This window comes from Pseudarthrobacter sp. LMD1-1-1.1 (assembly GCF_040676255.1).
GTDB lineage: Bacteria > Actinomycetota > Actinomycetes > Actinomycetales > Micrococcaceae > Arthrobacter.
The window spans coordinates 1,055,876-1,069,995 of sequence record NZ_JBEGHP010000001.1 but is presented as its reverse complement, the minus strand read 5'-3'; the positions used below and the strand labels follow the sequence as shown (position 1 = coordinate 1,069,995).

The window sequence follows — 14,120 nt, the reverse complement described above, 5'->3', positions numbered from 1 at the left end:
TCAAGAAGGGGCAGCGGCCGCTGTGGCCGGAAGCTTATCCCAGCAGCTGGTCCAGGGAGGCGACCATGCCGCCCTCGAAATCCTCCACGACCTCCCCCACACGGTTGAGCCACACACCCACCAGGCCCGCCGCCGTCGACCCTTCTGCATCCAGCAGGCGATTGTCGCCTACATACAGCGTTTCGGCAGGGCCAGTGCCCAGGAGCCTGACGCCTTCGAGGTACATCGCCGGATGCGGCTTGGCGACGCCCAGGGTGTCGGTGCCCACGAGGTGGGTGATCCGCTCCAGCCCGGCGCCGTCCAGCTTGGCCCGCTGGTAGTCGTGGACGTTGTTGCTCACGGCGCCATACGGGATGCCCGCCTGGTCCAGGGCATCGAGCAGGGGCAGCACATCGGGAAACGGCTTCACATAAGCGGGCTGCTTCTCCATGTAGGCGCTCAACCACTGGTGTGATTCCTCGCCGTCGGCCAGTTCCACGCCGAAGTGCCCCAGGGCCGCCCTTCCCCGGAGCAGGCGCTGTTCGTTGAACGTCAGCTCACCTGCAAGGTAGCGGTCGTAGTAATGCGTGGTTTCGTGCGTGAAGATGCGCCCGAACCGCTCCCATCCGGCCTGGTCCAGGCCGGGCAGGAGGTGTTCACTGACCTCGCGCAGGGCGGTCGTCATTGAATATTCGAGGTCCACCAGGGTGTCGTCGATATCGAACAGGACACCCCGGACAGCGCCGAATGGTGTCTGCAACATGCCGGCGGGTGCCTGGCTGGGGGCGGTCATCAGCCGCGGAAGGCTTGGAGCCGGCGCAGGGACGACTCTTTACCCAGGATCACCATGGACTCGAACAGGGGCGGCGACACGCGGCGGCCGGAAACCGCCGTGCGGACCGGACCGAAGGCGAGCCGCGGCTTGATGCCCATGTCTTCCACAAGGGCCTGCTTGAGGGCAGCCTGGATGTTCTCCGCCGTCCAGTCCGCCACGGGCTCCAGGGCGGCGATGGCGGCGTCCAGGACCTCGGGAAGGTTGGCGGGGAGGCCCTTGCGGGCGTCATCGGCAACGTCGACGGCGTCGTCTGCCTTGAACAGGAATGCCAGCATCTCGGGTGCTTCGCCCAGCAGCGTGATGCGCTCCTGGATCAGGGGTGCCGCTTCGGTGAGGATCTCCTCCTCGCGGTCGGTCAGGATCTCCCCCACCAGGCCCGCCTCGCGCAGGTAGTGCGCCACCCGGTCGCGGAAGACCTTGGGTTCGAGCATCCGGACGTGGGTGCCGTTGATGGCCTCGGCCTTCTTCAGGTCGAAGCGGGCCGGGTTGCCCAGGACGTCGTGGATGTCGAAGTGCTCCACGAGCTGCTCCACCGTGAAGATGTCCTCGTCTGCGCTGAGGGACCAGCCCAGCAGGGACAGGTAATTGAGCAGCCCTTCCGGAATGAAGCCCCGCTCGCGGTGCAGGAAGAGGCTGGACTCGGGGTCCCGCTTGGACAGCTTCTTGTTGCCCTGGCCCATGACGTAGGGCAGGTGTCCGAACTCCGGCATGTACTCGGCAACACCGATGGCGTAGAGGGCCCGGTACAGGGCAACCTGCCGGGGCGTGGAGCTGAGCAGGTCCTCCCCGCGCAGCACGTGCGTGATGCCCATCAGTGCGTCGTCCACGGGGTTGACCAGGGTGTACAGCGGCGCACCGTTGGCCCGTACCACGGCGAAGTCGGGGACCGACCCGGCCTTGAAGGTGATGTCGCCCCGGACCAGGTCGGTGAACGTGATGTCCTCGTCCGGCATCCGCAGGCGGAGCACAGCCTGCCGGCCTTCCGCCCGGTACTGCGCCAGCTGCTCATCGGTCAGGTGCCGGTCAAAGCCGTCGTAACCGAGCTTCGGGTCGCGGCCGGCGGCGCGATGGCGTGCCTCGATCTCTTCAGGGGTGGAGAAGGACTCATAGATGAATCCGCCTTCATGCAGCCGCTTGATGACGTCCTGGTAGATGTCGCCGCGCTGGGACTGCCGGTACGGCTGGTGCGGGCCGCCCACCTCCACGCCCTCGTCCCAGTCGATGCCCAGCCACTTCAGCGCATCCAGCAGCTGGTGGTAGCTTTCCTCGCTGTCCCGCGCCGCATCCGTGTCCTCGATCCGGAAGACCAGCGTGCCCTTGGTGTGGCGCGCGTAGGCCCAGTTGAACAGGGCCGTCCGGATCAGTCCCACGTGCGGGGTGCCCGTGGGCGAGGGGCAGAAACGGACCCGCACGGGCGTTTCCGCGGTAACGGGGGGAATGGAGGCGGCAGGTGACGAAGAAGCGATACTCATAGTGGCTTCAACTTTACCCGCCCGGCCGCATGCCGCCTCCCGCCCTGCGGGCCGGTGCTAGCGGCGGACGATGGGGTTGGACAGCCGGCCGATGCCTGCGATTTCCACCTCGAAGCGGTCGCCCTCCTTGACCAGCCCCACGCCGGCAGGGGTACCGGTCATGATGACGTCGCCGGGCAGCAGGGTGAACGCCTGGGACACCACGGAGACCAGTTCGCGCACGCCCCGGATCATCTGGCTGGTGCTGCCGTCCTGGCGCACCTCGCCGTTCAGGCGGCCCTGGATCTGCAGGTCCTCCGTGTCCAGGTCGGTTTCGATCCAGGGGCCCAGCGGCGCTGAGGTGTCGAAGCCTTTGGCGCGGGTCCACTGCAGGTCGGTTTTCTGGACGTCGCGGGCCGTGAGGTCGTTGCCGCAGGTGTACCCGAAAATTACGTCGTCCACGCGGTCTTCCGGCACGTCCTTGCAGATGCGGCCAATGACCACGCAGAGTTCGGCTTCGAAGGAGACTTCCTCGGAGAACTCCGGCAGCACGACGGGGTCATTGGGGCCTACGACGGCGGTATTGGGCTTCAGGAACAGCAGCGGCTGGGCGGGGACCTCGTTGCCGAGTTCGTGGGCGTGCTCCACGAAGTTGCGTCCCACACCGATCACTTTGCTGCGGGGAATGATGGGTGCAAGCAGCCGGACGTCCTCCAGCTTGTGGCGCACGGAGGTGCGCTCCACGCCGTTGAAGAAGGGGTCGCCGTGGATGACAGTGATTTCCTCACTGCCGGGGGCACCTTCCACAACGCCGTACAGGGGATCGGAATCGACGACAAACCTGGCAATACGCATGGCTCCTACCCTACCGTCCCGGCGGCGCCGCCTGCCCTTCCCTGCCGCCGCGCAGGTACGAGAGCTGGGCGGCCACGGACAGTTCGGCGGCGCGCCGGACGGAAGGTCCGACGCCGGCATAGACGGCGTCCGCCACCTCACCCACAGTTGCGTCCCGGCCCAGCCGGGCCAGTGCCGCGCGGATTTGCGCCAGCCGTTCCTCCCGGTGCGTCCGGTAGTCGCGGGCCGCAGACTCCAGGGACGGCAGCACCGGGCCGTGCGCAGGCAGTACCGTGGGGGGTCCCAGGGCCTCGAGCAGGTCCAGGGATGCGAGGTAATCGCCCAGCTTCCCGTCCGGATAATCCAGCACAGTGGTCCCCCGGCCAAGGATGGTGTCCCCCGTCAGCACCGATCCGTGCCGCCCGTCCGCCGGGAGGTGGAAACAGGCGGAGTCGGAGGTGTGGCCAGGTGTGGCTATCACTGCGATCTCAAGCCCCGCCGCCCGGATAACCTCCCCGGATGCCAGGGGTTCTCCCCCTCCATGGCAGTGGCTGGCATCCATGGCGCGGACGGGTGCGCCCGTGAGCCCGTGCAGGCGCGCGGACCCGGCAGTGTGGTCGGCGTGCCGGTGGGTCACCAGGATCAGCTCCACGGTGCCCACGCCGGCCAGTGCGGCCACGTGCGTTTCATCCTCCGGCCCGGGATCCACCACCACCACGGCGGACTGCGCGGGGCCGCGCAGGATGTAGGAGTTGGTGCCGTCCAGGCTCATGGGACCCGGGTTGGGGGCAAGGATGAACTGGGTGAGTGCGCTGCTCCGCTGCAGGACCGGGCCGGGATTGAAAGTCACGGACCCATCCTTGCATCCATGGCCACCCCTCCCCCAGCGTGGCCCCTGCGCGCCGGCGGAATAAGAGGACGCCGGCTGCGGGTTGGCACCAGTGACAGCACCACGATCTCCATCAGGAAGCCGGATCCCGCCCATGAGCACAGCATCACTCGCAGACCTTCTCGCCCAGGCGGACGCCGACGGACACGACCACTCGGCCACCGAAAAAGCCACCGGCCTGCTGCACGTCCACAACCACGCCACGGGCAGCATCGTCTGGTTCCCGACGTGGCGGAAGTTCCGTGAAACCACGGACTGGTCGGAGGCCGTCGCCGGCATCACCGCGGAACTGGATGCCGCCTCCGCGCCGGCAGACCAGGCCGGCGCCGCAATCGTTGCCGCGGACCTGGAATCCCTGCTGGACCAGGCTGCCCGGTCCGGCAATGCCAACGTCTTCGTCCAGGAGAACCTCACCCGGCACCTGACCAGGACCTGGGCTGTGGGCGATGCTGTTGCGAAGGCCACCAACAAGGACCTGTTCACCAGCGGCCCGACCCCCGCCGTCTTCGCCGGCTACCCGTACGAGGTCTACGCCCAGGACGGTGGCGTGTTTGCCACGGCCCTCTGGAACGACCTTATCGACGCACGGCGCAACCGTGCTTTGGCGGAGGAAGCGGCCCGCAAAGCACTGAAGCCGGTCTCCCGCAAAGCCATGAAGAACGCGGCCCGGAAGGCAGCACGCCGCTGACCAACCCGCCGCCGGCTGAAACGCAGAACGGCGCCTGACGGACCAAAGTCCGGCAGGCGCCGTCGTACGTTGAAGTTTGAAACTATGCCAGGCGGGTGAGCCAGCCGTGGGTATCCGGCTCGGCGCCGGTCTGGATGCCCAGGAGCTTCTCCCGGATGGCCATGGTGACCTCGCCGGCCTTGGCGTCCTCGGAACCGATGAACTCGGTATCGTCCTTGAGGACCCCGATGGGAGTGATCACAGCTGCGGTACCGCAGGCGAAGACCTCGGTGATCTCACCGGACGCCACGCCGTCGCGCCACTCGTCCAGGGTGATCTTGCGCTCGGCAACCTCGCGGCCCATGTCCTTGGCCACCTGGATGACGGACATGCGGGTGACACCTTCCAGGATGGTGCCGGTCAGCGCGGGAGTGGCCAGGGAGCCGTCCTTCATGACGAAGAACACGTTCATGCCGCCCAACTCTTCCACGGCGTTGTCGTTGGCCTGGTCCAGGAACAGCACCTGCTTGCAGCCGTTGGCTTCGGCCTCCTGCTGCGCGATCAGGGAGGCAGCGTAGTTGCCGCCGCACTTGGCGTCACCGGTGCCGCCGCGGCCTGCCCGGGCGTACTGGCGCGAGATCCAGATGGAGACCGGCTTGAGTTCGCCGCCGAAGTAGTTGCCGGCCGGCGATGCGATCACGCGGAAGGACACTTCACGGGCTGCCCGGACACCCAGGAAAGCCTCGGTGGCAATCATGAAGGGCCGCAGGTAGAGGGCTTCGCCGTCGCCGGAGGGCACCCATTCCTTGTCCACGGCCACCAGCTCACGGATCGCGCCAAGGAAGTATTCGGCCGGCAGTTCGGGCAGGGCAAGCCGGCGGGCGGACTTGTTCAGGCGTGCCGCGTTGGCTTCGGGACGGAAGGTCCAGACGGAGCCGTCCGCGTGCCGGTAGGCCTTGAGCCCTTCGAAAATTTCCTGGCCGTAGTGGAAGACCGCGGCGGACGGGTCGAGCACGATCGGACCGTAGGGTTCGATCCGGGCGTCGTGCCAGCCGCCGTTGCCGTCCGCGTCCACGCTGTAGTCGACGATGGCGGTGTGGTCGGTGAAGTAGTTGCCGAATCCCGGGTTTGCCAGGATGGCTGCACGCTCCTCGGCGGACTTCGGGTTCTCCGAGGGCTGCCGGGTGAATTCGACGCCATGGGCGGTCTGAGTCATGGTTCCTCCACGATCGGCCGCCCGGGGTTCAGCGCTGAACGGGAAGGCGGCATTTGGTGATTCGAGTAAAGCTTACGCCCGATGCCGGCGGCCCCGGCGCGGGCTACAGGCCGGCGGCGATGGCGTCGCCCACGGCGCTGGTGCTGCGTGCTGTGCCGTCGCGCTTTTCGACGTCGGCAACCACTGCGGCTTCGATCCTGCGGGCAGCGTCGGTGTAGCCGAGGTGGTCCAGCAGGAGCGCGGCGGAGAGGATGGCCGCGGTGGGGTCAGCCTTGCCCTGGCCGGCGATGTCCGGTGCGGACCCATGGACCGGCTCGAACATGGACGGCGCGGTGCGGTCCATGTTGATGTTGCCGGAGGCTGCCAGCCCGATGCCGCCGGTGACTGCCGCGGCGAGGTCGGTGATGATGTCGCCGAACAGGTTGTCCGTGACGATCACGTCGAAGCGGGACGGGTCGGTGACCATGAAGATGGTGGCGGCGTCCACGTGCAGGTAGTCGTGGGTGACCCCGGGGAATTCCTGGGCCACGGCTTCGACGGTGCGCTTCCACAGGTGCCCGGCGAAGACCAGGACGTTGTGCTTGTGCACCAGGGTGACGTGCTTGCGCTCCCGCAGGCTGGCGCGGCGGAATGCGTCGCGGACCACGCGCTCCACGCCGTGGGCGGTGTTCAGTGACACTTCGGTGGCTACCTCATGCGGGGTTCCCGCCCGCAGCGTGCCGCCGTTGCCCACGTACGGACCCTCGGTCCCTTCGCGCACCACGATGAAGTCGATGATGCCGGGGTTGGCCAGGGGGCTGCCGACGGTTCCGTAGAGCCGTGACGGCCGCAGGTTGACGTAGTGGTCCAGGCTGAAGCGCAGCTTGAGCAGCAACTCACGCTCGATGATGCCGGACGGGATGCGGGTGTCGCCGGGGGCGGCACCCACGGCGCCGAAGAGAATGGCATCGCGGGTCTTCAGGTCGGCGAGGACTGCATCCGGCAGGGTCTCCCCCGTAGCCAGCCAGTGCTCGGCACCGAGCTCATAGTGCGTCGGCTTGAGCTCCACGCCCTCCGCCGCCACAGCCTTTTCCAGGACTTTGAGGGCCTCGGCAATGACCTCGGGGCCGATGCCGTCGCCGGGAATAACTGCAAGATCGATGGAGGATGCGCTCATGGTTTCAGGGTAGCCAAGACATCCATATGCTGGTCAAAACGTCTCAGCTTTTGGACATGAGCGCATCCGCCGGAAGCCCGCGGAGGAAGGAACCTACTCCGCGGGTTCCTCGAACTTGGGGAACACCGGGGTGGGAGCGGGCAGCGCCGTACCGGGCACGATCGGGGTTGGGATCGCCGCGAACTGCCTGGCGTCGCCTTCCGGCTGGCCGAGGGCATCCAGGAGCTTGGCCGTTGCGTCGGGCATGACCGGCTGGGCCAGGACCGCCACGATCCGCAGGACCTCCAGCGTCACGTACAGCACGGTGTTCATGCGTTCGACGTCGGTCTTCCGCAGCACCCAGGGCGCCTGCTCGGCGAAGTAGGCGTTGGTGTGGTGCAGCACGCCCCAGATGGCCTCCAGCGCGCGGCTGAACTCCTGCTTGTCGAAGGCGGCGCGGGCGGCTTCCAGCAAACCGTTCGCCTGGGCGAGGATCGCGTTGTCCTCCGCTGTGAACGCTCCGGGCGTGGGAACGGCGGCCCCGCAGTTTTTCGCCACCATGGACAGGGAGCGCTGGGCCAGGTTGCCGAAGTTGTTGGCCAGGTCCGCGTTCATGCGGCCCACGATGGCCTCGTGGTTGTAGCTGCCGTCCGCGCCGAAGGGCACCTCGCGCAGGAAGAAGAACCGCACCTGGTCCAGGCCGTAGCGGGCAACGAAGTCCGCCGGTGCCACCACGTTGCCCAGGGACTTGGACATCTTGACCCCGTTGTTGTGCAGGAAGCCGTGGATCATGACGCGCTTGGGCAGTTCCAGCCCGGCGCTCATCAGGAAGGCGGGCCAGTAGATGGCGTGGAACCGGGAAATGTCCTTGCCGATGATGTGGACATCGGCGGGCCAGTACTTCCGGAACTTCTCCGAGTCCACGTCCGGGTACCCCACGCCGGTCAGGTAGTTCGTCAGCGCGTCCACCCAGACGTACATGACGTGCTTGTCGTTGCCCGGGACGGGAACGCCCCAGTCGAAGGTGGTCCGGCTGATGGACAGGTCCTCCAGGCCGCGCTTGACGAAGCTGATGACCTCGTTGAACCGGTACTGGGGTGCGCCGAACTCCGGGTGGGATTCGTAGAGGGCCAGCAGCTTGTCCTGGTAAGCGGAGAGCCGGAAGAAGTAGCTCTCCTCCGCCGTCCACGTGACCTCGGTGTCCGTCTCTTTCGAGTAGCGCACGCCGTCGTCCTTCACCACCGTCTCATCCTCGGCGTAGAAGGCCTCGTCCCGGACGGAGTACCAGCCCTCGTACTTGTCGAGGTAGATGTCGCCGTTGGCTTCCATCTTCTTCCAGATGGCCTGCGAGGCAGCGTAGTGGTCGGTGTCCGTGGTGCGGATGAACCGGTCGTAGCTGATGCCCAGGGCGGAGTGCGCGCCCTTGTAGACCGCAACGTTCCGGTCCACCAGTTCCTTGGGGGTGATGCCTTCCTTCTCCGCCGTCTGGGCAATCTTCATGCCGTGCTCGTCGGTGCCGGTCAGGAACATCACGTCAAAGCCGTCCAGCCGCTTGAAGCGGGCCATGGCGTCGGTGGCAATGTACTCGTAGGCATGCCCGATGTGCGGCGCGCCGTTGGGGTAGGTGATGGCCGTGGTGATGTAGAACGGCGTTTTCTCTGGAGCAGTCACGGTGCGGACGGTTACCTTCGGTGCGTAAGGGGGCGGACTAGATCAGTTCTGTCAGGGTATCGCTCAGACGCACCAGTTCGTGGTCGTGCGAGGCCACCAGGACGGCGATGCCGTCGGAGGTGGTGTCCTTCAGGATGCTGATGATGCGGTTGGCGGAGGCACGGTCCAGGGAGGCGGTGGGCTCATCCACCACCAGCACCCTGGTGCCGAGGATCAGTGCCCGGGCGATGGCCACGCGCTGGCGTTCACCGCCGGACAGCTGGGCGGGGCGGTGCCGCATGCGGCGGCCCAGGCCCACCAGGTCCAGCAGGTCCTTGGCCATGTCCCGCCGCTGCTCCACTTCGCCGTCCGGAACGGCGGGCAGGAGGACGTTCTCCAGTGCGCTCATGCCGTCGATCAGGGCGCCCCCTTGGTCCACGTAACCGATCAGGGCACGACGGCGGTCGGCGATTTCGTCGTCGCCCATGCTTTCGAGCGAATCACCTTCCCAGAACACCCGGCCCGACGTCGGCAGGGTAAGTCCCGCCCCGACGGTCAGGATGCTGGTCTTGCCGGAGCCGCTTCGGCCGGCGACGCAGTGCATCTCACCGGCGTGCAGGGTCAGGTCGAAACCTTCCACCACGCTCACGGCCTCGGCGCCGCCCTTTCCGCCGCCATAGCGGATGGTGATGTCGCGCATCTCCAGCGGGGTGGCGTGGTCGGCCGACTTGACGATGGTGTTGGCCCGGGTCTGCAGGGGAACCTCGTTGGAGCCGCTCCTGCGGCTGCGCTGGACGTTCGTCGGGTTTGTCATTGGACCACTTTCGTTGCAATCGGTATCCAGCAAATTACAGCCACCAGCCCGGCCACGGCAGCCCAGATGGCTGCATAGGGGGCCAGCAGCAGGCCGATGCCCAGGGCGCCCAGCACGCCCAGCGGCAGGGCCACGGTTCCCACCAGTGCGTTTTCGAACAACCGGACCTGGCGGAGCATGTCCGGGTTCCAGCCCATGGCCTGGAGGATGCCAAGGTACTGCCGTTTGGCGTTGAGCTCGAACCGTCCCGTCACCAGGGTCAGCACCAGCCCCACGGCCACGCCGGCAAGCGCCAGCAGGATGCTGGGCAGCGTCACGCTCGCTGCGGCCAGCCCGCTCAGGGCGCTCGCACCGGCGGCGCGCGGAATGTCGATCAGCAGGGCGATCAGGCCGCCGACCGCGGCACTGAAGACACCAACCGCGACAGCCAGGGACAAGGTGTTGAACTTGTTGGTGCTCAGCTGCCGGTTGGCGAACGTCAGTGGCGAGTCGACCGGAATGAGGCGCTCGTCGTGCTGCGGTTCCTGGTCAATGACGTCGCGGTGCCGGAGCTGCCGGGCGGCAAACAGAGCCGCAGCGCAGTAGAGCACCAGGACGGCGGCGCACACCAGGGCGGTGGCCAGGCTCCAGCTCAGCAGGCTCAGCACGATGCCTGCTGCGGCGAGCAGCACGGCGCCGACGCCGAATTCCTCCAGCACCCAGGTGCGGATCCGCCGCTGGGTCCAGCCCATGGCCCGCAGTGTTCCGGCCTCGCTGCGGCGTTTGCGGATGTAGCTCACGGTCGATGCGCCCGTCAGGAGGGCGGCCCCGCACAGCGTCAGGAAGAGCAGGGTGATGTTGGTCCCGGAAAGAGCTCCGGCCACGGCTTCGGCGGCGTTCTGCCGGACCCAGGACTGCTGGACCGTGCCGAGGGCCGATTCCTTGCCGGCACCGTCCTTGGAGTAGCCCGGAACGAAGATGCTGGTGTCCTCACGGGCTGAGCCGGCCACCACGGTGGCGTCCAGGCCCATGTCCCGGATTTCGGCGGCAAGCTTCTCCACCTCGGGCTGGGCGTCCTTCCAGCTGCCCGGCGCCTTGGCGCGGACGCGGACGGCGTCGATGACGGCGGCGTTCTGCTTGTAGCCACGCGCTGCGGCGAGTCCGTAGTAGTCGGTGATGGCACCGGCGGACTGGCTGGCCAGGCCGGTGGCACTGAGTGATGGCTTCAGTTCCGCCGCCGGCACGTCCTTGCCGGCCGCGTCCTTCTCCAGGGTGAACGGCGTGGGGTCGTACCCGCCAAGCGGAAGCTTGTTGACGTCACCGGAGGCCGCCTCCACGGCGGCGGGGTCGAACGTTCCGTAGACCATGGGCAGCGGCGTAGCGGCCTGCTGCTGGCCGGTGGGCAGGTTGTCCCGGTAGGACCGCTCGTCCACGGGGTCGCGCTGGGTCTGGTCAACGGGGGCGCCGTTGGCGGCCTTGTCCGGCAGCCGGTTGACGGTGACCCATTCGCCGGGAACGGCGGTCTTGTCCACGGCGCCGTTGGCGGCCGTGTCACCGTCCGTGTACTTGGGGGCACCGGCAAAGTTGGTGCTCCACTTGGCCGGCGTGTACAGGCCGGGGTTGAAGTTCCCGTTGCTGCCCAGCAGGGACGAGTGGTCCGTAGAGCCAGGCCAGGACAACACGAAGGGGTCCTTGGAAACGAAGGGCAGGTAGTCCTTGCCCAGGGACTTCGAAACGGTCCCGATGTCCTTGACTACCTTGCCGGCGTCGTCAATTTCCTCGATCTTGACGTTGTACTTAAGGTCCAGTGACGTACCGGAGCGGACAATCAGCGGAACTGCCTGCGAGCCGCTGGTCAGCTGGCCGGCGCGCTTGGCCTGCTGGTACTGGGTCATCAAGGGGGCCCAGTACTTGAGCTTGACGCCCAGGAAGTCCGGCCCTTCCTTGAGCTGGTCCATGCTGATGCCCTTGGTGAAGAGCCCTTCGAGGTAGCGGCCCACGGCGCCTGCGTCCCGTGCATCAGCGGGCGGCGCCTTCTCCAGCGGAGCAAGGAAATCACCGGCGGAGCCGAGCAGTGCCCGTTCGGCGGCAGGGTCGACGGCGACGACGGACTCGGTGACCTCAGGGGCCAGCGGCAAGGCCACGGAGAGGTTGAAGAGGTTGTGCTCGGAGCCGCCGGCGGGGGCGGGGAACTTGATGCCGGTCTCCCCTTGCGCCGGGGCGATGCGGATGCTGCTGCCGCCCTGTGCCTTTTCCTCCACGAGGCGGGCCTTGCCCAGGCTGCCCTCGGCCGTGGTCTTGAAGAGCGTCTGTTCGGAGTGTCCGTCGGAGCTCACGGCGCTGGCGGTCAGGCGGTACTTCTTGGCAGCATCGGTCAGCACCGATTCAGCGGCTGGCCACTTGTCCGGGGCGGTGGCGCCGGCAGCCTGGTCCGCCGTGGCGGTGCCTGCCAGCCCGGCGTTGTAGCCGAGGTAGTCCATGGCGTCGAGGCGGGGGGTCTCAAGGTTCTGGGTGACGCGGGAGACCAGGCTGATGGGGGCCGCCACGGACGTGCCGGACAGCTTCCTGATGGAGTCCAGTTGGTCAAAGCCGATGCCGCCCGCGCCGTTGGCGATCTCGGGCTGCAGCAGCGCCCCGGAGGGCGCCTTCGCCTGGACCAGGATGTCGTAGAGCCCCCTCGAATTTTCATTGACCGTCCGGTTGAGCGCAGCCTGTGACTGGCTTTGGACGACGACCGACAAGCACATGGCTGCGATCAAGATGGCCGCGGTCAACAGCAGCACCCTGCTTCTGATGAACCTCTGGACGGCGTTCATGGAACTCCCTGAAACCTGGATTGCGTGCGCGCACATCCATCCCCCGGGCAGACGTGGGCAATGACGGACGGATGTGCAAAAGGTATTGGCCGGTCTGCCGGCTATGGTCCTGAATCAGGACGTAGCCATTGTAAGCAGACCGGCCAATCATACGTGGCTCCGCACGGACGTACCCTGCGGAGGAGCGGCTTTCGGCGTTTCGGCCGGTGTGTCGCGTTAGTCTTCCAGGTCCACTTCCCGGACCATCTCAGCGCCGATGCCGGCCTTGATGGCGTCCAGCACCTGCTGGGGAACGGAGCTGTCGATGGTGAGCAGGGCCAGGACCTGGCCGCCCTCGTTGGAGCGGGCCACCTGCATGCCGGCGATGTTGATGTTGTTCATGCCCAGGATGTGGCCGATGGTTCCGATGACGCCGGGGCGGTCGGTGTAGGCAACCACCACAAGGTGCTCGCTGATGGGGATTTCCACCTCGAAGCCGTTGATGCCCACGAGCTTCTCGATCTGCTTGGGGCCGGTCAGGGTGCCGGCCACGGAGATCTGGCTGCCGTCGCTGAGGGCGCCGCGCAGGGTCAGGACATTGCGGTAGGACTCGGTCTCCGGCGTGGTGATGAGGCGGACGTTGATGCCGCGCTGCTCGGCGATGACCGGGGCGTTGACGTAGGAAACCTGTTCGGTCACGACGTCGGCGAAGATGCCCTTCAGCGCCGCAAGTTCCAGCACCTTGACATCGAGGGAGGAGATTTCCCCGGCTACTTCGACGTCGAACTGCGTCAGGGACGCGTGGGTCAGCGCGGTGAAGATGCGGCCGAGCTTCTCGATCAGCGGGATGCCCGGACGGACGTCGGGGGCAATGACGCCGCCGGCGACGTTGACGGCATCCGGGACCAGCTCTCCCGCGAGGGCAAGGCGGACGGACTTGGCCACGGAGACGCCGGCCTTTTCCTGGGCTTCGTCGGTGGAGGCGCCCAGGTGCGGGGTGACCACCACGTTGTCGAGTTTGAAGAACGGCAGGTCGGTGCTGGGTTCCTTGGCGAAGACGTCCACGCCCGCGCCGGCGATTTCGCCGTCCTGCAGGGCCGTGAAGAGCGCTTCTTCGTCAACGAGGCCGCCGCGGGCCACGTTGACCACGTAGGCGGTGGACTTCATCTTCTTGAATGCGTCCGCACCAAGCATGCCCACGGTCTCGGGGGTCTTGGGCATGTGGATGGTGATGAAGTCGGACTGGGCCAGGAGCTCGTCCAGGGTGACCAGCTGCACGCCGAGCTGCGCGGCGCGGGCCGAGGTGATGTAGGGGTCGTAGGCCAGGATCTTGGTGTCGAAGCCCTTGAGGCGGGCGGCCACCAGGGCGCCGATACGGCCCAGGCCGATGATGCCGATCTTCTTTTCGAACAGTTCGATGCCGGTGTACTTGGAGCGCTTCCATTCGCCGTCCTTGAGGGCGGCGCTGGCCTGCGGGATGTGGCGGGCCAGGCTGAGGATGTGCCCCACGGTGAGTTCCGCGGCGGACACGATGTTGGACGTGGGGGCGTTGACCACCATCACGCCGGCCTGGGTGGCGGCCTTGATGTCCACGTTGTCCAGGCCGACGCCGGCGCGGGCGATGACCTTCAGGTTCTTGGCCGCGGCGATCGCTTCGGCGTCCACCTGGGTGGCGGAGCGGACCAGGATGGCATCCACGTCGCTGATCGCCGAGAGCAGCTGGGAACGGTCGGCGCCGTCGGTCTGTCGGATTTCAAAGTCCGGGCCAAGGGCCTCGACGGTGGCGGGGGAAAGTTCTTCGGCGAGCAGTACTACGGGTTTTGACACGGCTGATCCTCTGCGTTGCAGTCCTGGGGATGGAAACAAGTCTAGGCCG

At 67.0% G+C, this 14,120-nt stretch carries 11 protein-coding genes; 1 reads left to right on the top strand and 10 read right to left on the bottom strand.

The genetic code is table 11. From position 1 onward, the window contains the following. Positions 1 to 34: 34 nt before the first annotated feature. The 4 genes from MRBLMD1_RS05105 to MRBLMD1_RS05090 are packed head-to-tail and all read right to left on the bottom strand — an operon-like array spanning position 35 to position 3,949. Entirely contained in the window at positions 35 to 772 is a 738-nt protein-coding gene (locus MRBLMD1_RS05105) for an HAD family hydrolase (RefSeq protein WP_275181301.1), read from the bottom strand. Continuing rightward, positions 772 to 2,286 carry a glutamate--tRNA ligase gene (gene gltX / locus MRBLMD1_RS05100; protein ID WP_364397889.1) on the bottom strand — a complete coding sequence of 505 codons (1,515 nt, stop codon included), beginning with the start codon at positions 2,284 to 2,286 and terminating at the stop codon, positions 772 to 774. The genes MRBLMD1_RS05105 and gltX overlap by 1 nt, the downstream gene beginning before the upstream one ends. A gap of 57 nt (positions 2,287 to 2,343) precedes the next feature. Further along, on the bottom strand, positions 2,344 to 3,120 hold the full coding sequence (locus MRBLMD1_RS05095) for a fumarylacetoacetate hydrolase family protein (RefSeq protein WP_364397887.1): 777 nt from the start codon (positions 3,118 to 3,120) through the stop codon (positions 2,344 to 2,346). A gap of 10 nt (positions 3,121 to 3,130) precedes the next feature. Beyond that, complete coding sequence (locus MRBLMD1_RS05090) at positions 3,131 to 3,949, bottom strand: MBL fold metallo-hydrolase (RefSeq protein ID WP_364397885.1); 819 nt, start codon at positions 3,947 to 3,949, stop codon at positions 3,131 to 3,133. Positions 3,950 to 4,082: 133 nt separating this feature from the next. Here MRBLMD1_RS05090 and MRBLMD1_RS05085 point away from each other — a divergent pair, with 133 nt between their 5' ends. Then, entirely contained in the window at positions 4,083 to 4,676 is a 594-nt protein-coding gene (locus MRBLMD1_RS05085) for a hypothetical protein (RefSeq protein WP_364397883.1), read from the top strand. Between the two features lie 82 nt (positions 4,677 to 4,758). Here MRBLMD1_RS05085 and MRBLMD1_RS05080 read toward each other — a convergent pair whose 3' ends face one another. The 6 genes from MRBLMD1_RS05080 to serA form a co-directional block, all read right to left on the bottom strand. Beyond that, a complete protein-coding gene (locus tag MRBLMD1_RS05080; protein ID WP_364397881.1) occupies positions 4,759 to 5,871 on the bottom strand; it encodes a branched-chain amino acid aminotransferase in 1,113 nt (370 codons plus the stop codon). A gap of 103 nt (positions 5,872 to 5,974) precedes the next feature. Beyond that, positions 5,975 to 7,027 (bottom strand): 3-isopropylmalate dehydrogenase, encoded by a 1,053-nt coding sequence (locus tag MRBLMD1_RS05075; RefSeq protein ID WP_159631702.1) that lies wholly within the window; start codon positions 7,025 to 7,027, stop codon positions 5,975 to 5,977. Between the two features lie 93 nt (positions 7,028 to 7,120). Further along, complete coding sequence (gene metG, locus MRBLMD1_RS05070; protein ID WP_364397878.1) at positions 7,121 to 8,677, bottom strand: methionine--tRNA ligase; 1,557 nt, start codon at positions 8,675 to 8,677, stop codon at positions 7,121 to 7,123. A 37-nt stretch (positions 8,678 to 8,714) separates the two neighbouring features. Then, positions 8,715 to 9,470 (bottom strand): ABC transporter ATP-binding protein, encoded by a 756-nt coding sequence (locus MRBLMD1_RS05065; protein WP_159631700.1) that lies wholly within the window; start codon positions 9,468 to 9,470, stop codon positions 8,715 to 8,717. Then, on the bottom strand, positions 9,467 to 12,265 hold the full coding sequence (locus tag MRBLMD1_RS05060; protein WP_364397876.1) for an ABC transporter permease: 2,799 nt from the start codon (positions 12,263 to 12,265) through the stop codon (positions 9,467 to 9,469). Before MRBLMD1_RS05060 ends, MRBLMD1_RS05065 begins: the two co-directional genes overlap by 4 nt. A 216-nt stretch (positions 12,266 to 12,481) precedes the next feature. Beyond that, positions 12,482 to 14,071, bottom strand: coding sequence for a phosphoglycerate dehydrogenase (gene serA, locus MRBLMD1_RS05055; RefSeq protein WP_018768338.1), 1,590 nt, complete (start codon positions 14,069 to 14,071; stop codon positions 12,482 to 12,484). Positions 14,072 to 14,120 lie beyond the last annotated feature (49 nt).